We start from the raw sequence: 18,297 nt of genomic DNA on the forward strand, positions 1-18,297 counted from the left end.
ATCGTATGGTAATACAGAAAATAACGGATGAAGGTGCTCTTGGGCAACGTCTTGATCAGTGGCTCGCAAAACAATATCGTGATGTGCTCTCACGTTCGCGTTTGCAAACCCTCATCCGTGAAGGCTGTCTTAAAATTGATGGTCAATTCATAAAAGAATCAAAAACAAAATTAAAACCTAACCAAATAATTGAATTGGAAATGCCGGACCTTCGTGATGCAGAACCTAGCGCTGAAGCCATTGCATTGGACATTCTTTTTGAAGATGATCATATCATTGTTATTAACAAACCAGCGGGTCTTGTTGTTCATCCTGGCAATGGCAATTGGACCGGTACGTTGGTTAATGCCCTTATTTACCACTGTGGGAATAGTTTATCTGGTATAGGTGGTGTTAAACGCCCTGGCATTGTCCATCGTCTCGACAAAAATACAAGCGGTGTTATGGTTATTGCAAAAAATGATCTGGCTCATAAAAGTCTTAGCGCTCAATTTTCTGATCATGGACGTACCTGCGCATTAGATCGACGTTATCATGCCTTGATTTGGGGGACACCTCAGCGCAATGTCTGGACGATTGATGCATCACTTGGTCGTTCGCCCCATAACCGGACAAAGCAAGCTGTCATCCATAACCAAAACCCTTATGCTCGTCATGCTGTTACACATGTTTCTCTGCTTGAAAAATATGGCTCTCGTGCAGACTCAACATCTTTTGCTAGCCTTCTGGAATGTCGCTTGGAAACTGGACGCACCCATCAAATCCGTGTTCATATGGCTCATATCGGACATCCTCTCATAGGTGATATGGTTTATGGAAACGCTTTTAAAACAAAATCAAATACCCTTAATCCCACTATTAGAAATGCAATCGATCAATTCAACCGACATGCACTCCATGCTACCAGTCTTACTTTTGAACATCCTTCTATCGGTAAAGTTATGTCGTTTTCCGCACCATTGCCTCAAGATATGGCTAAACTTATTAAGCTTTTAAAAAAAATGAATTGAAACTTTTCCCCTTCTCAAGATTTCACAATAAAATATCTTTTTTTGAACAAAATTGAAAAATATGCTAGAGTGAGGTTATGAGGATAGTTAGCTATCTGAAACAGAGAATTTGCCTTATTAGGGAATTCAAACAAAAGGAGGGTGCTATATGGCCCATATGAATTTGTTGTCAGTAATGACAGGTGATGGTGGTTTAAACCGTTACTTGGAAGAAGTTCGTCGTTTTCCAATGCTTGAGCCAAAAGAAGAGTATATGTTAGCTCAGCGTTACCGTGAGCATAATGATCTAAAAGCTGCGCATAGGTTGGTCACCAGTCATTTGCGTCTCGTAGCTAAAATCGCTATGAGATATCGAGGCTATGGACTCCCCATTGGGGAAGTTATTTCAGAAGGAAATATTGGACTCATGCAAGCGGTTAAACGTTTCGAACCAGAACGGGGTTTTCGTCTTGCAACCTATGCAATATGGTGGATTAAAGCGTCAATCCAAGAATATGTATTACGGTCTTGGAGCTTGGTGAAAATGGGGACAACAGCTAATCAAAAGCGCTTGTTTTTCAACCTTCGTAAATTAAAAAGTAAACTTCAAGCACTTGATAGCGGCGATCTCAATGCAGAACAAGTAAAAGAAATCGCGACTCAGTTAAATGTCACAGAAGATGAAGTTGTGTCAATGAATCGTCGGCTTGGGGGTGATACTTCGCTCAATGCACAGATTCGGACAAAAGAAGGGGAAAACAGCGAGTTACAAGATTGGTTGGTGGATGAATCTAACGATCAAGAACAAATTTTAATTGAAAAAAGTGAATTAGAAAATCGCCGTTCCATGCTCATAAATGCCATGGACAATCTCAGTGAACGCGAAAAACGTATATTCAAAGCGCGTCGTTTAAGCGATGTACCACTCACCCTAGAAGAACTCTCTGGTGAATTTAACATCAGTCGAGAACGAGTAAGGCAAATTGAAATGCGTGCTTTTGAAAAAGTGCAAAACTCTATCAAAGATTTTTCTTTATCTCAAAGTCAAGTATAAAATTCTAGAATTAAGTATAAAGTCAATTGTTTGCGCATTCTAAGGTGGAAATGAAAAAAGCATATATTGACTTTATACTGGTAAATTAACCTATAGAATTCTTTGAGATATTGATATGTGAACTTTATTGAGTACGTTTAGTATAATTGATATAAAAGGCTGTGGAGAATTCTCTACAGCCTTTTATTTTTTTGCATCTATGTTTTACTTTTTTGACCGAGAACTGTTAACTTCTCTTGTTGTGCAAGCCATTGTCCAATCACTTCATTAAAAATAGACTTACCCGTTGGTCCTTTTGCAAAGGTTAATTCATTTATACGCCCGTTTTTATCCGTTAACACCAAACGCATCCAATCTAATTCTCGCATCAATTGTAAATTTTGATCAAGAAATGGATGATGACCACTCAATGCAACAAGAAAAAAATCATCGTTAATCTTTGCAGCAATGGTTCTTGTTAAAACCTGCCCAATGGATTGTTCACTTGCTTTAAAGGTTAAGGCTTGAACATTGCTTATAGCTTTACCTGAAAATTTATCAGAAAGAATAAAAATAAGGTCCATAATATACGCAGCAGGAAATGACCGATCGGTATTACGACGTAAAATTAACCGTAATGATAACCCTTCATCAGGAATTGTTATATCACCTTGTATAGCGGTTTCCTCTGGAGCCCCCTTCACATGAGACTCCTTTATAAGCGTCCAGCTAGCTCTCCCCGTTGCTATCTTTTCTGCATCATAATTTGTACGTGCTTGATAAAAAACAGCTTCCCCTGATTTTTCAAGCGATTGCAAATTGCTGGCAACAACTGTTGAGATTCCTTCCTCATCTGAAGAATCTATCGCTTTTTTTAAACCAACATCAATTTCACTTCCATCCTCTAATAAGCGTTGTGTTAACTTTCTCTTAATTGGAAATGCCTTTGGTACTCTGTGAGAAGCTTGAAGATTTTCTTCTAAAAACTGATAATCATTTGATACAAATACACGCTCACCAACAAAAAAAACACCAACAATTAAAACAACAAAACTAACAACAAAAACAGCACTTATCACAATATGCCTTTGCACTAACGATTTATTAGCACGACGTAAAGCCTGAGAAAAAATATGCGAAACAATATGCGGATTATCTTCCTGCGAAGAAGAAACCTTTAACACACCGCTATTAACATGCTGAGAAGGCAAATAAGCCTCCATATTAACAGGCTCTGCATCTGGTATATCTGATACACAAGGCTCATCAAATATCTTGTTATCCATTGAACGTATAACAAAATCCTGATTTCTTTTTATGTTGACCACTGAAAATTCATTATTCTTTGACCATAGGTTTTTTTTTGTAACTTTCTTATCTTCATTTATATTTGTGGGATTCCACCCAATAACTGAAGCAAGCAACTTCTTTTCAACTGCTAAATATTCTTCCTCAACAGTTGCAATAGAACTTTGAAGAATCTTTCTTTGTTCATCCGCTATTATTTGTGGTATTTTTGCTGTTAAAAATTGATGTTCTAGTGTTTCAGTCGCCCGCTTATAAATTCGCTTACGCACTTGCGGTGTAACATTATTTTGTGCATTAATCGCCTTTTTTAAGATTCCAACGAAATCTACCATTTCCTCTATAATCTCTCTTAAACTGAGAAAAAAACAGCAGTAAAGCTAAAAAACTTTATTTTAGCCCTCTAAATTGATTGTCATTTATACTGGTACAACTATTGTAATAGTGTAAAATGAATATGAAAAATAAACAATGCTATTTTGCACCTTTCTCTCACACGCTCTAAAAAATTTTCTTTGTAAAAAATACAGAAACGAACAAAGAACACATATAGAAATCTAAAAACAATAATCAATTTGCAAAGGGATCTGTAATGAGAATAGTATCTTCACGCTCTGGACTCGTGGATAATAAAGCCACTTTCGTATTAATCAATTCTTCAATATAGCGTATATATTTAACAGCCTGCACTGGTAAATCTTCCCACCTCAATACATGTGCTGTTTTTTCCTTCCAGCCTTCTAATGTTTCATAAATAGGCTTCACCCGAGCCTGAGCCCCCATGGAAGAAGGTAAATAATCAATCCTTCTACCATCAAGCTCATAACCAATACAAATTTTTATTTCATCCAAACCATCTAAAACATCAAGTTTTGTCAATGCTATACCTTGAACACCGCAAATTGTTACCATCTGACGGACTAAGATAGCATCAAACCAACCACATCGACGCTTTCGACCCGTTACAACACCAAATTCATGTCCACGCACTCCTAGAAATTCACCAATATCATTTATCTGCTCTGTCGGAAACGGACCTTCTCCAACGCGTGTGGTATAAGCTTTTGCAATACCCAACACATAGTGAATTGCACCAGGCCCCATCCCTGAACCTGTACATGCCTGCCCAGCAACTGTATTCGATGACGTTACATAAGGATAAGTTCCAAAATCATTATCGAGTAAAGCACCTTGCGCACCTTCAAAAAGAATGTGTTTTCCTCCCCGATACCCTTCATCTAAAAGACGCCACGTACAATCCATAAAGGGCAAAATTTTATCCGCTACTTGCATCAATTCATCATAAAGCGCTTGAGAATCAATCTCTTCAACACCCATTCCACGACGCAAAGCATTATGATGCCTCAAAAGCCGCTCAATCTTAGCCATAAGCGTATCTTTTTCTGCTAAATCCATCACTCGAATAGCACGCCGTCCCACCTTATCTTCATAAGCCGGTCCAATACCACGCTTTGTTGTACCAATCTTTAAACCAGATAAACCGCTTTCTCGAATCGCATCAAGATCACGATGCAAAGAAAGAATCAAAGGAGCATTTTCAGCAATACGTAAAATTTCTGGTGTAATTTTTATACCCTGATCATATAGTTTTTTTAATTCTGCAACAAAATGATGAGGATCAACAACAACACCATTGCCAATGATTGATAACTTTCCACGCACTAAACCAGACGGTAAAAGTGATAATTTATAACTCACTCCATCAATAACCAATGTGTGGCCAGCATTATGCCCCCCTTGATATCTCACCACAATATCTGCTCGCTCAGATAACCAATCTACAATTTTACCTTTGCCTTCATCACCCCATTGTGTACCGACAACAACTACATTGGCCATAACTTTCTCCGTCTGTTTGGTCAAAAAAACCAGCATTCAAAAACAAATGCTTCTTTATAACGAAACCTTAGAGCAAGTGCGACTCCTCATTTCAGATTTTTCTCACTCTTTAAGTGATTAAATTTTTTACTTTATGATATAAATTTGTCATTTTTGCCACAAAAAGCGAAAAATAGAGATTTTAATTTGTGCTTTACCTAACACCTGACAAAGCATTCATTCCCCCTCTTAATCTTTTACAATTAATGTAATACTTAAAGGCTGTTTGTCTAATACAAGAATACGAAAGATTATCATAATCTCTCGTATTTTTTCTGTTTAAAAACGCGTTGTGAAAATCGCCAATAATTATTTAAAGCTGTGCTTTTTCAACTTGGAACGCCCATTCAAGCCATTCTGTTAAAATTTCAAGATCGGAAGCTTCAATTGTTATACCCGCCCAAATTCGAAGCCCAGGAGGAGCGTCGCGATATGAACCGATATCATAAGCGACCCCTTCCTTATCAAGACGTTTCACAACCGCTTTTATAAAAGATACTCGCTTTTCCGTATCCAAAGCAGTAATCACTGGATCCACAATATCTAAACAAATAGCGGTGTTAGAACGCACTTCAGGATCTTTTGCCAAATATTCTAACCATGGCGTTTTGCGAACAAAAGCATCAAGTACAGAAAAGTTTTTCTCAACCCGTGCTCTTAATGCCGCTGCACCTCCTAGAGACTTTGCCCACTTCAACCCATCAAGAAAATCCTCAACACAAAGCATAGAAGGCGTATTGATTATCTTTCCTTTAAAAATATCTTCGTTCAACTTTCCATTTTTCGTCATACAGAAAAGTTGGGGCATCGGCCAAGCTGGAACATGATTCTCAAGCCTCTCAACAGCACGAGGACTTAAAATCACCATACCATGTGCAGCCTCACCTCCCAAAACTTTCTGCCATGAAAAAGTGACAACATCTAATTTTGAAAAATCAAGATATTGCGCAAAAGCTGCAGATGTTGCATCACAAATGGTTAATCCAGCCCGCTTATGCGGAATGAAATCCGCATTAGGAATACGCACCCCAGAAGTTGTGCCATTCCATGTAAAAACAACATCACGATCAAAGTCAAGTTGTGTTAAATCTGGTATTTCACCATAAGGAGCTTCGAAACGACGCACATCAGAAAGCTTTAATTGCTCGACAACATCTTTATTCCACCCAAATCCAAAACTTTCCCACGCTGCCATATCAATGCCACGCTCACCTAATAGAGACCATAGAGTAGCCTCAACAGCACCGGTATCTGAACCTGGCATAATTCCTATACGATGATCAGAAGGAACCTCAAGAATCTCACGGGTTAAATCAACAACTTCAGCAAGTTTTAATTCTGCTTCTCTCGATCTATGTGAACGTCCAACTAATGCATTTTTAAGAACATCAAGAGTCCAACCAGGACGTTTGCTACAAGGACCTGAAGAAAAATTAGTATTATTGGGACGACGGCTTGGTTTTTGTAACATTATCATTATTTCTCCCCTTTTAGATGACTTGCTTTCTTTAATAAAGAAAAACAAATTATTATAAAGACTACTCAATAGTCTCTTAAAAAAAATCAAAAATGTTTTCTATTTATTTCGTAGGCTTTAAATTCACGAAAACTTTAAAAAATCTTCCTTAATCATACTTATATATTGATTTCTTTTGATTTTTTTCGTATCATCACCACGATAAGATAGCATTCTGATAACAACACACTAACGTATCATAACATACCTATCAAGTTTATTTTATAATAAAGATTCATTGATAACTCTCCAGAATAGGGAGATAAACTTATTAAAAAATCAATTATTTTTCTTTTGATGACTGGACAGAGAAAATTTTAATGTTATAACCGCAAACACTTTATATGTTTTATGAAGTATGCCCAGATAGCTCAGTTGGTAGAGCAGCGGACTGAAAATCCGCGTGTCCGTGGTTCGAATCCGCGTCTGGGCACCATTTTCTTTTTTATTGCTAATAAATCATTGTTTTTACTAAAATTTTTTAAAGTGAGGAGCACCCAAATAAAAGTAAGGGAATAGAATTTCGCAACATGCCTTTTAATTGTTGTCGATCAGGACTTATTTTTGAGGCGTTTTGTTGATTCGTGCACTCAAAATTCTTTCATTTATAACAAGATGAATTCTTAAAGAATCTCTTTAAAAATTTTTGATGTTATGCGCCATATTAATGGTATTATCTGTATCAGAGTTATCCACGATAATAATTACTTTTCTAAGAAATACGAAAGCCTTCACTACAAAATTATCGAAAATATCAAAGAAAGCATGTGTTTTTACAAAAGTTTTTTAAATTTATATTAAGTCGCTTTAAATATATGATGTGTTGATTTGTCATCATAATTTGTTGTTTTATATGTTGAATGAGCAATCTGAATATCGTAGATCTCTCATTTGAGATTTGTTTATATTCAATCAATTAAAATCACTTTCTTGCATATCACAAAGGTGGCTAGCATGTGGATAAAAAACGTTTTATGAACCATCTCAGAATCCAAAGCTATAGCAATATTGGTAACTGGCAAAAGTGTATGATACTATCGGCTTGCTCCTTCATAACTGTAAAAATGCTGATATCTTAGTATAATTATTCGCAGGGGCTTTAGCATTATACTATTCACAAGCATCATCGCAGAATAGGTGTAACATTGTGCTCTAAGAGATGCCTTTTTAAAACAAACTCGTAAATTGATCAAAACAAGTTATATCGTGTTTGAGCTGTTCTCTTTGTAAGTCAGGGACATTACTCTATTGAAGAATGTGAAACATAAACGCGTAATTTCCATTATAAAAAGATATTGATATGAGCGCTTTTGAAAATCGGAAAGCCAAATAAAAAGAAATGGTTAAGCGATCGATTGCTTCGCCTCTATCCTCATATCATTTTCTCTAAAAATTTTACGAAATTGACACTCATCCATCTTGAAAAAATTAAAAGACGTACAAACCTTCTTTCGAAAATAAAACTTATACCACTCTTTCAAGGAAGTAAAATTTTAAAAATCAATTGGCGCAAAGTTCGAAAATAATTATTGCAAATAAACTCATCACTCGCATCGTTTTATAAAAATACTAGTATTTTTTAAAGCCTATTATAAAAAAATTATTAATTCCGTCTTGAACACTTACATACTATAACCTATTGCTACAATATATAAAACTCTTCGAATATTAATATACATAATTTGTTTAGCATGTATAGATATATACATAGCTTATTATTTATTCTATTTATGATAAAGTTATTATTTTTTCCCAAAAAAATAAATAATCTACCATTTGAATATAAAAAATATTGAAGAATATAAATACATTCCCAAATTACTATATATACGTTTTGTTTTTTGAAAAATAAATACCATATTTTCCCAAAATAAATTATGATTACCAGGATGAGCTGGTGAAATAATCTTATTTAATAAAGAATTGCTCTGTTTACCAAGTAGTAAATCGGATGCAGAAATAGTATGAGTAATAGATGCTTCTCGCTGAAAAACGGTACGTTCAGATGCTTTCACGGTAGATAAAAAAATTAATAATAGAACACATATAGCAAATAAATATTTTACAGTCATTTTTATAATTTACCTCAATCAATAAATATTCATAATGAAATTAACATAAATATATTTTTGTGTCTATATTATATTTCAGATAAAAAATATATTTCTTTGTAACTTTTGTTTAATAACCAATTAAAATATATATACCAAATTGAAAAATAATATTATTTACTACATGAAATATTTTTCAAAATTTATTATTTAATAAAATTTTATTTATATAAATTTTAAAAATGAGTTGTATAATTTGTGAATAATATTTTTACATATACGTATATTATTTATAAGATATCCCGTATAAGTCAAAATTAAAATTTATAATAAACATATAATAAATTACTCTTTGCTAGATATGATATTTCATTAAAATACAAAAAGTAAGATAAAAATACTTTATCTTATTACTATTTGTGCTCTATTTTTCCCCCATGTACTGTCATACAAAACTTCATTTCAGAAACAGCATTACCCTTTCTCGAAATGAATGAGAGGAACAGTTTTTTTAATGGTAAGCGCTACAAAGGATGCAATCAGCACTTTTAAAAAACCACCAATTAAAAAAACTAATGAACTTATTAAAACTGTTAGCAAAGGCACTTGTATCATATACCCTGTCCATAGAATACCAAAAGCGTAGACAACGCCTATACCACCCACAGTATTTATCAAGAATAAGAATATAAAATTTAAGCGCTTCCACAATAACTCAACCAATAAGCCAATGAAAAATGCAGCAAAAGGAAAACTGATGAGATAACCACTCGTAACTCCTGAAAAAACACTAATTCCACCACGACCACCAGGCAATAGAGGCAATCCAATAGCAACAAGTATAAGAAAAAGGAGCGATGCTAAAGCTCCCCTTTTTGCTCCAAGTATAGACCCTGCTAACATTGGAGCCATCGACTGAGCTGTAATAGGGACTCCTAGAAGAAAAGGAAGATAAACAGGAGGAAAAAGACTTAAAGCAGCATAAATAGCGGCAAATAAAGCTATATAAACTAAATCTTTTGTATGCACTGGACTATTCCTTCATTATGGCAAAGCTTTAGTTATTATCGTATCATTAATCAAAAATATCAGCTTTATAAAAGCACACTTCCAATGCCTTAGATATCAAGAAAAATATTATAATAATATTACTTATATGAATCGTATTAGATTCTACAATGTTTAATTATATCATAATTGAATATATTTAAATTCAATGGACTTGCGATGATATATAAATATATTATAATAACAGAATGACAAAATGATACATTTATTTTAGCTTATTCTTATTATTTTTTATTTTAACTGTATGGCGTTATAATAATACATTCAAAATAAAACCTATCTTTTCTTTGAATAAATGAGCGGGACAGATCTTTTAATTGCAAATGCGACAAAGGATGCAATCAATATTTTTAAACAATCACCTATCAAAAAAACTGAGGAAGCGATTAAAACTTTCAGTAAAGAAACTTTAGTCATATATGCTGTCCATGGAACACCAAAAGCATAAACAATTCCTATTCCCCCTACAGCATTTATTGCAAATAATGTTATAAAATTTAACCGCTGCCAAAAGAGTTCTACCATTAAGCCAATAAAAAATGCAGCAAAGGGAAAACCTATCAAATAACCACTTGCAATCCCTGAAAAAACACTGATCCCACCACGACCACCAGGCAACAGAGGTAATCCAATCACAACAAGTATAAGAAAAAGGAGCGACGCTAAAGCACCCCTTTTTGCCCCAAGTATAGACCCTGCTAACATCGGTCCCATCGACTGAGCTGTAATAGGAACGCCTAAAAGAAAAGGAAGATAAACAGGAGGGAAAAGGCTTAAAACAGCATAAATAGCAGCAAATAAAGCTATATAGACTAAATCTTTTGTATTCATTCGATTCTTCTTTTACTACAAAAAACTTGAATTATTATGAGATGCTGTATCAATAGTATCAGCATCATAAGAACGCGCTTCCAATGCTTCAGCCACTTCCGAAGCCATTCTTATGGTTCGTATAATTAAAGGTATTGCAAGAGCAACAATGTTAGTATTAAGTCCGCGTGCTTGTTGTGCTTCACGCACCTCATTAAACTGTTCACTCAAAAGAGGAATAAATCTGATAGCCATAGAGATGACCATACTCACTTTTGATGGATTTATACCAAAACAACGGAAGGGCTGGAGCCCTGCTTCAATTGCATCCACCATATCTGAAACTTTTGTTGTGAATGAAACAAGTGATGATAAAGAAAAGAGGATAATAGGACGTAATATGACCTCAACCCCCATAAGCCAACTGCTAAAAATAGTTTGAAATATAAATAGAAGAACTAAAAGCAATCCTATCGATTTAAACTGCTTTATCACCATTTTAAAAGGAATCTTGGCAACTCTATAGAATAAGACAACAAATAATAAGAAAAGTCCAAGAAGTGATATAGATGAAACCATTATTATAGTAGTTCCACACACTGTAAGGAATAATAACTTAACTCTAGGATTAAGTCTATGAATAAATGTATCCTTTGAAATATATAAACCGATCATGACATTCTTTTTATATACGCCTTGATAGCAACAAAAGGCACATCATCAATTGCTATTTCCCCCTTATCAAAAACAAGTACTCTATCAAAATTTTTCAAAAACTCCAAATCATGCGATACAACAATCACTGTTTGTGGTAATTCTTCTATTACTTGCGTAACACGATGCTTATTGCGCAAGTCAAGTAATGTCGTCGGCTCATCAAAAATAATGTAATCTGGTTTCATTGCAACTACACTGGAAATCGCAATGAGTTGTTTTTGCCCACCACTTAATAAATGAACAGCATGATTTCTAAAAGCTTCAAGCTCATAACGCTGCAAAATTTCATCTACACGTTCCTTAATTTCATCTTTATTAAGCTTTAAATTTTTGAGACCAAAAGATAAGTCCTCTTCAACTAATGGTAAAACAATCTGATTATCAGGGTTTTGAAAAACAAATCCAACTTTACGCTTTACTGCCTTCGCATCGCGTTTGGTATCGAGTCCATCAACGCTTACAGAACCATGAGATGGTAATTGGAGCCCATTAATAAGACGAACAAATGTACTTTTTCCAGAACCATTTGCACCAATAACAGCGATGCGACTTTCAGTAAGTTGTACAGTAATATTTCTTAAAACACACAAATCACCAAAAACTTGTGTTACCTTATCAAATTTTATAAGCCCCAAGATTTATTCCAATCAGTCCCTTTGATTAGCTCTTCTTTCGCTATCGTTTCAGTTTATAACCTAAAAGTAAAAACAAGCACCATAGAGGAATAATAATGACTGCCAAACTCATATCAGGCATCTGTACTGGAATATATGACCTAAGAAAAGATGCCTTTATTCCTATCATCTCAAACAGCTGAGCTATGAATCCATTTTGTCCAAAACCACTTATAAACATTATACAAAATAATAAAGCAAGAAAACATAAGCAAAAATAGTTAGCGTAAGGATATAAACCAAAAGCATAAATAAACGGCTCTTTTTTGTCCTTATGGGCCTTTCGAAACTTCAAATGAACAATAACAATAATGCCCCAAGTAATAACCGCTGCTGCTGTAGCAAGAGCCATGATCCGCATAAAACTATTATTGGGAATAAGAGCATTAACGATGATAATCATCGCAGTACAAATTGATGAAAATAGGATAGCAACATAAGGTACCCGTGCAGAATTAAGTTTACTAAAAATATGTGGTGCATTTTTTTGTATCGCTAAACTGTAAAGCATACGGCCATTAGAATAAATACCACTATTATAAACTGAAATAGCTGCCATAATAACCACAAAATTCAAAATATGACCCGCAGCTGGAATTCCTATCGTCTCAAAAATTGTTACAAAAGGACTACCGTTTTTCTCAATCATATTCCATGGATTGAGCATCATAATAACACTAATAGAACCAACATAAAAAATTATAATTCTCCACATAACCTTACGAATAGCTGTGGGAATTGTTTTTGTTGGATTTGATACCTCTCCAGCAGCAACACCAATCAGCTCTGTTCCCCCAAAAGAAAACATCACCACACATGTAGCAAAAACAACACCCTCTATCCCGTAAGGGAAAAAACCACCATATTCCCAAAGACGATGAATGCCTACTTGATATCCACCTATTCCAGTGACAATAAGAAAAATTCCAAAAACAATCATACCAACAACGGCTGCAACTTTAACCAAAGCTAAACCAAATTCAAATTCACCGTAAAAACGAACATTCAACAAATTGATCAATGTCACGCACACAAGAACAATAAAAGACGACTTCCAATGATCAATCAAAATCCAATGATCTAAATAAAATCCCACCACTGTAAGTTCGGTCATACTGACGAGAATATAAAGAAACCAATAATTCCAACCTGTTATAAAACCTGCTAAACTTCCCCAATATTTATAAGCAAAAAAACTAAAAGCACCCGATGTTGGTTCTTCTACTGACATTTCACCAAGCATTCGCATGATAAAATAAATAATAAGCCCTCCGAAAAGATAAGCTAAAATAGCTGAAGGGCCAGCCAATTTTATAGATTCTGTTGAACCATAAAAAAGACCCGTTCCAATAACACCTCCTAAAGCAATCATTTGAATATGACGATTTTGAAGGTTACGTTTTAATTCATTGTGCTTTTTTTCAAACATCATGCCTCATTACTTTTGTTGAACCAAACCTCAACTTTTATCGAAAAAATTACACACCTTTTTCAAAAAGCACAAAACAAACGTAAATTTATTTTCTTGTCACAATGCAACTCTTTATTTTTCTGTGCATTATACGTATGTCCCGTTAAAGTTTTAAGAAAAATATGCTCCACCCTTTATTTAAATTAATGACCTTCATTTTCGTTACACTAACAATTATAGCATTGGTCATTGACAACGCACACTCTGTAATCAAATCACATTGGACAACAACTCCCCTTAATAAAATTTTAGCAAACCTTTTCCAAACAGATATCTATAGCATTAATCAATCTCTCTGCAAAATAATGCCTGATTTTTTGTCCTCAATTTGCATTACTCTCACTTATTTACCAGCATGGTCTATCTTTGCTACTTTAGCAATAATATTTTGTATCTTAAATTACGAAAAACAAAAGCCTTTTCAGAAAATATCGTATACATATAATGAAGAATACATTTAATCTTGAAAAAACTTCTAGAACTCACTGTACTATATACAACCAATGTAGCTTAGAGTACCTCCCCCCTATCAAAATAACTGCAAGTCTCTTAATCATAAAAACAGATTAAAACGCTTTATTATAAATAAATACACTCACTTATGATTTCTATAGATGATGATAACATCACTTTAAAGAAATTAGCGAATAAATCCAAATCTTTATTATATCTATAAAAAAACTCTGTACAGAAAAAATTGAAATATATCGAAGCACCTAGATTTTTCTATGGCTGCAGCTTTATATTCTACAAAAACCTTTCTTACTTCAGTAGAAAGCACATATAAAAAATGTTTTCCAATATCAGCCCTCCTTATATGATTGAAATTTTTTGAAATTAAATGAGGAAGTTTATAAAAAACTGTTTTACATATCTAAAAAATGCATTAAATAAAAACTAATCTGTAAATTATTGAAATTGTGATAAAGAACAGCTCACACTTTCCCCCCCCATCGTAGTATTCACCCTATCATATCTAAAAAATCTAAGAGACTATTACTAGAAAAGTTTCTAAAAAGCATCTTCCCCTATTGAGAAAATGGCAAAATAACAGCTTCAGTATCCCCCTGTTCTTCTAAATCTGAAAATCGTCTCGTTAAAACATCCACTTTTTTAGATATCTCATCCAAACTTTTCCATTGATTAGTTACCACACGAGAAAGCTCCTCAATGAATTTTTCTTGGTAAGCTAACTTCGTTTCTAGTTCTATCAGCCGATTTTCATCTGACATGATTCTTACTCCATCTTAAATAAAAAATGTGATTAATTTTATTAATCCTCCCTCCATTTTCTTCTTATAAAAATGAAAAGAAACTTTTCAACTAATTCTACTCATCTTATTTCCACATTAATAAAGGTTTATGATGATTTTTATCACATCATTTATTCAAACAAATTTTTTCCTTTCTTAAAGAACAGAAAATGTTTTTACCTTTACTAAGATATTTTAACACCATTTTCTATCCTAAAGATTTACGTTTCCAGCTTCTTAATTTGAGCGCTATCGTAAATCGGAAAGCATTTTATGGTATTAAGATCAAAGAATACTGCGTCCCCGTGACTTTTACATACTTCTCGCCCTTCTGCAAATTATTATCATATCTTATAAATTATTGAAAAAAATGCATACTTGCTTTTATACGTACTTTTAGCTATTACCTTCAAATTAGTTTTATCTCAATTGACTTACAAACCTATGCCGCATTAGCTCAGTTGGTAGAGCACATCATTCGTAATGATGGGGTCGCTGGTTCGAATCCGGCATGCGGCACCATTTTTTATCTTTAACACATTAAAATATATAGACTTTTTATTTAAACAGTAATTTTCAGACCACCTTTTGGACCACCTTCTACAGTTTATATAATTTTACCTAATTTGTTGTTATTTGCTCCTTATTTTTCTTTGGAATGAATGCTAGGATCTCTTTTTTCTCCACCTTCCTGCTTTATCTATCCTATACGGTTTTGGACATAGTTCTTGAAAGCACCCAATTGCGAATCGTGATTGTGGATACACTAAAAAGCTGTGCACATTCACGTGTTGTCACATATCTATTGCCATCATTAAATATCATCTTATTACCTTTCTCTTTTTTATATTACTTAAATGGGTGGGGGCTGGGAGGAGAAAGTTCCCCATAACTTCAAGCAGCTTTTATCAAAATCTTTTGTACCACTTGTGTTATTGCCCCTAAAAAGATTTCAACAGCTTGATCGATTTGTTTAAGACGCTTCTAGAAACGTAGCCAATACAACACCAAACCAAAGATGATACCATTCGACCCAAACGCCCCACAAAACACTTCATATGAAGAAAATAAAGGGCGTTTTCATATGGGAAAAAATACATGAAACAGCGCTCATCGTTCAAGTTTATTACAGGACAATATTCTTTACAAAACTATCAAATATCATTGGCCTATATATTGAATATGCTACATTAATATAGTGTTCCAGTTGAAAACAGACTATAAGATAAGAAAAATATACATTATGTTTTTATGTAATGATTTATTTTAAATACTTCACGAAGATATTTTTTTAAGAAAATTAAAAAATTATAGGAAAAATAAAGAATAATTAAATTAACTATAGATTTTTTGATTAAATATGTATAATACGTTATGTATTGAAATATATTGATTCTAAGGTAATTTTTAGATCTATAATGTTTAATTATAATATCTCTTTTTGTTTTTATAAACATTTCTTCGATGTAAGTTATGGATTATACAATTAATTAAAAACCAATACATATTAATTTGTTAATTATTATATTTATTATTTTTTATTGAAAAAGGCTTTTATTCTCTAAAAGTAGAGAGTTTTTTTCAAGTAGGTTTTTCTAGATCATTCTAGATCAACTGTAAGAGTTTATGGGTGGAATCTACCTGATATAAATTGGATTTATTAAAAGTTATTGTCTTTAAACAGAAAGGAGATCAATTGCTGCAACATGAATAGTAGTTAACATAATCTTTGTTTCAACGAAAAAACGATATCGGTCTTAACAGAGCCCATTGTGGAGATTTTAGCTCTATTAGATCTTTTTATTGTTCCGTTCTTTAAAATGAATAGATATGAGTTTTGAATTCATATCCTGTTTTACGTAGGTTTTTTATAGGATAAGAATAATAATGCGAAAAATATCAAAAGAAGGGCTTGCACTGATTAAGCAATTGGAGGGCTTACGTTTAGGAGCTTATGAGGATTCTGGTGGTGTATGGACAATTGGTTATGGGCATACAAGTGCTGCTGGTGCCCCAAGTGTCCATAAAGACATGCAAATTACGGAAAAAGAAGCCGAAAAAATCCTTTGTCAGGATTTGAAAGAATGTGAATCTGTTGCTGAAAAAGCCGTTACAGTTCCTTTAAACGATGAATAATTCGCGGCGTTAGTATCATTTTGCTATAATGTAGGAATAACAGCCTTTTGCAATTCTACACTATTAAAAAAGCTCAATAAAGGTGAATATGAATCAGTACCAGCCGAATTGCAAAAATGGACAAGAGTAGGAGGAAAACGTATCCAAGGTCTTGTCAATCGTCGAGCAGCTGAAGCAGGATTATGGGCAAAAGGAGCTCATGTTGCCCCCAATTATCATGTAGTAGAATCAGAAGGCGTAACAGGTATTTGTAAAGTGGAAGCTCTTGCACCAATCATAGGTTCTTTTTCAGGGCTTGGAGGGCTTTTTGCAGGAAATGGTCCTGTTCAATGGGTTTTAGCAGGCATTATGGTTTTAGCTGCTTGTACAGCTATGATATATATTGCTAAACGCTTTCAGGAACACCGTCTATGATCTTATGGATAAAAAAATATCTGACGATGACGTCAGCGATCATAGCAGCTTTTCTTATAGCTTTAGTAAAAGCCTTTTTCCTTGGGAAAAAAGTTGAAAAACAAAAGCAAACAAACGAAGCTTTCAAGATAGCGACAACACGGCTTGAGGTGGAAAATGAAATTAACAAAAAAAGTGATGCTGATGTGCGCACAAAGCTTTCTAACTGGTTGCGCGACGAATGAACGAACTTCTTGTATTGGATGGCTGCCAATTTATTTGAATCGACAAGATATCAACGTTGTTAGCTCAAATTTGGCGAGAGATATCTTAAAACATAACGAACAAGGTGAACGCCTATGTGGTTGGAAACATAAACGGAAAATAAAGTGATAAAAATACAATTCCTTTGAAACATTAATCAATGTAAAAGTGTGAAAAAGGTGAATAAATTCAGATTAAAAGTAGCAGCACTTGAAGGATTAAAACACTTTGACGGTTCATTGAGTTTAATTGGAGTAACAAAGATGCTTGAGTTATAACCAAAGGATTTTAAGCGGTTTCATTCGCGTGAAATGATTAAATGTATCGACGTATTCTAAGGGCATCTCTGTTATCCTATCAAAATAAGATGAGAAAAGATTTTATGGATTGCCCTGCTATCACCGTTCTAAGACCTAATGATACAAAATTTCTATCTTCAACAAAATAATATCTAGAAGTCTGGCATACTTAAGAAAATCAATCTACGGAACTGTACAATGGGTAGTTGTGCGGCTTTTATGCGATTTTTGAATGACATTGTTTGAGCTTTGCAAGCATAATGATATTGAAGATAAAGTAAATACTCTCACACTATATCTGCTTTTTTATGCTAAAGTGACGCAAGAACATTGTAAATAATATTGGTTGTTAATTTTTCTATAGGTAAGCTATCTATACGGAGAATAATATGCAATTCTAGTGGAAAAAACTAACGACC

At 33.9% G+C, this 18,297-nt stretch carries 14 protein-coding genes, 2 tRNA genes and 2 pseudogenes; 8 read left to right on the top strand and 10 right to left on the bottom strand.

Going from position 1 to position 18,297, the window contains the following annotated elements; all coding sequences use genetic code 11:
* The first annotated feature begins 5 nt into the window (after positions 1–5).
* Both ACFIKI_RS02250 and rpoH read left to right on the top strand, forming a co-directional pair.
* Positions 6–1,010 (top strand): RluA family pseudouridine synthase, encoded by a 1,005-nt coding sequence (locus ACFIKI_RS02250; protein WP_375665487.1) that lies wholly within the window; start codon positions 6–8, stop codon positions 1,008–1,010.
* Between the two features lie 148 nt (positions 1,011–1,158).
* Positions 1,159–2,043, top strand: coding sequence for an RNA polymerase sigma factor RpoH (gene rpoH / locus ACFIKI_RS02255; protein WP_375665489.1), 885 nt, complete (start codon positions 1,159–1,161; stop codon positions 2,041–2,043).
* A 197-nt stretch (positions 2,044–2,240) separates the two neighbouring features.
* Here the strand turns inward: rpoH and ACFIKI_RS02260 are convergent, their stop codons facing one another.
* The 3 genes from ACFIKI_RS02260 to ACFIKI_RS02270 form a co-directional block, all read right to left on the bottom strand.
* A complete protein-coding gene (locus tag ACFIKI_RS02260; protein WP_375665491.1) occupies positions 2,241–3,662 on the bottom strand; it encodes a hypothetical protein in 1,422 nt (473 codons plus the stop codon).
* A 235-nt stretch (positions 3,663–3,897) separates the two neighbouring features.
* Positions 3,898–5,187 carry an adenylosuccinate synthase gene (locus ACFIKI_RS02265; RefSeq protein ID WP_375665492.1) on the bottom strand — a complete coding sequence of 430 codons (1,290 nt, stop codon included), beginning with the start codon at positions 5,185–5,187 and terminating at the stop codon, positions 3,898–3,900.
* Between the two features lie 352 nt (positions 5,188–5,539).
* Positions 5,540–6,703: a phosphoserine transaminase gene (locus ACFIKI_RS02270; RefSeq protein WP_375665494.1), complete on the bottom strand. Its 1,164-nt coding sequence runs from the start codon at positions 6,701–6,703 to the stop codon at positions 5,540–5,542.
* A gap of 399 nt (positions 6,704–7,102) precedes the next feature.
* On the opposite strand from ACFIKI_RS02270, the gene ACFIKI_RS02275 reads away from it, so the two are divergent.
* Positions 7,103–7,178 (top strand) — tRNA-Phe (locus ACFIKI_RS02275).
* Positions 7,179–9,267: 2,089 nt separating this feature from the next.
* On the opposite strand, the gene ACFIKI_RS02280 is transcribed toward ACFIKI_RS02275, so the two are convergent.
* The 5 genes from ACFIKI_RS02280 to ACFIKI_RS02300 form a co-directional block, all read right to left on the bottom strand.
* Complete coding sequence (locus tag ACFIKI_RS02280) at positions 9,268–9,822, bottom strand: biotin transporter BioY (protein ID WP_375665496.1); 555 nt, start codon at positions 9,820–9,822, stop codon at positions 9,268–9,270.
* A gap of 315 nt (positions 9,823–10,137) precedes the next feature.
* Entirely contained in the window at positions 10,138–10,692 is a 555-nt protein-coding gene (locus ACFIKI_RS02285; protein WP_375665497.1) for a biotin transporter BioY, read from the bottom strand.
* Positions 10,693–10,707: 15 nt separating this feature from the next.
* Positions 10,708–11,346: an energy-coupling factor transporter transmembrane component T family protein gene (locus tag ACFIKI_RS02290; RefSeq protein ID WP_375665498.1), complete on the bottom strand. Its 639-nt coding sequence runs from the start codon at positions 11,344–11,346 to the stop codon at positions 10,708–10,710.
* The gene (locus tag ACFIKI_RS02295; protein ID WP_375665500.1) at positions 11,343–12,023 is read right to left on the bottom strand and encodes an energy-coupling factor ABC transporter ATP-binding protein; all 681 of its coding nucleotides are present in this window, start codon (positions 12,021–12,023) and stop codon (positions 11,343–11,345) included. The genes ACFIKI_RS02290 and ACFIKI_RS02295 overlap by 4 nt, the downstream gene beginning before the upstream one ends.
* A gap of 40 nt (positions 12,024–12,063) precedes the next feature.
* On the bottom strand, positions 12,064–13,494 hold the full coding sequence (locus tag ACFIKI_RS02300) for an amino acid permease (protein WP_375665501.1): 1,431 nt from the start codon (positions 13,492–13,494) through the stop codon (positions 12,064–12,066).
* A 161-nt stretch (positions 13,495–13,655) separates the two neighbouring features.
* On the opposite strand from ACFIKI_RS02300, the gene ACFIKI_RS02305 reads away from it, so the two are divergent.
* Complete coding sequence (locus tag ACFIKI_RS02305) at positions 13,656–13,994, top strand: hypothetical protein (protein ID WP_375665503.1); 339 nt, start codon at positions 13,656–13,658, stop codon at positions 13,992–13,994.
* Positions 13,995–14,561: 567 nt separating this feature from the next.
* Here the strand turns inward: ACFIKI_RS02305 and ACFIKI_RS02310 are convergent.
* Positions 14,562–14,765 (bottom strand): SlyX family protein, encoded by a 204-nt coding sequence (locus tag ACFIKI_RS02310; protein WP_375665504.1) that lies wholly within the window; start codon positions 14,763–14,765, stop codon positions 14,562–14,564.
* Between the two features lie 467 nt (positions 14,766–15,232).
* Between ACFIKI_RS02310 and ACFIKI_RS02315 the strand changes: the two genes are divergently transcribed.
* Positions 15,233–15,308: transfer RNA gene (locus ACFIKI_RS02315), tRNA-Thr, on the top strand.
* A 99-nt stretch (positions 15,309–15,407) separates the two neighbouring features.
* Here the strand turns inward: ACFIKI_RS02315 and ACFIKI_RS02320 are convergent.
* Positions 15,408–15,611: pseudogene (locus ACFIKI_RS02320) on the bottom strand (helix-turn-helix transcriptional regulator).
* A 1,062-nt stretch (positions 15,612–16,673) separates the two neighbouring features.
* Here ACFIKI_RS02320 and ACFIKI_RS02325 point away from each other — a divergent pair.
* The 3 genes and pseudogenes from ACFIKI_RS02325 to ACFIKI_RS02335 all read left to right on the top strand — a co-directional run bounded on the left by ACFIKI_RS02325 (position 16,674) and on the right by ACFIKI_RS02335 (position 17,708).
* Positions 16,674–17,336, top strand: a pseudogene (locus tag ACFIKI_RS02325) (lysozyme).
* Positions 17,333–17,560 (top strand): hypothetical protein, encoded by a 228-nt coding sequence (locus ACFIKI_RS02330; protein WP_375665505.1) that lies wholly within the window; start codon positions 17,333–17,335, stop codon positions 17,558–17,560. Before ACFIKI_RS02325 ends, ACFIKI_RS02330 begins: the two are co-directional and overlap by 4 nt.
* Positions 17,493–17,708, top strand: a complete 216-nt coding sequence (locus ACFIKI_RS02335) for a hypothetical protein (RefSeq protein ID WP_375665507.1) — start codon at positions 17,493–17,495, stop codon at positions 17,706–17,708. The genes ACFIKI_RS02330 and ACFIKI_RS02335 overlap by 68 nt, the downstream gene beginning before the upstream one ends.
* Positions 17,709–18,297 lie beyond the last annotated feature (589 nt).

The organism is Bartonella sp. TT121SHDZB, assembly GCF_042193415.1.
Classification (GTDB): domain Bacteria; phylum Pseudomonadota; class Alphaproteobacteria; order Rhizobiales; family Rhizobiaceae; genus Bartonella.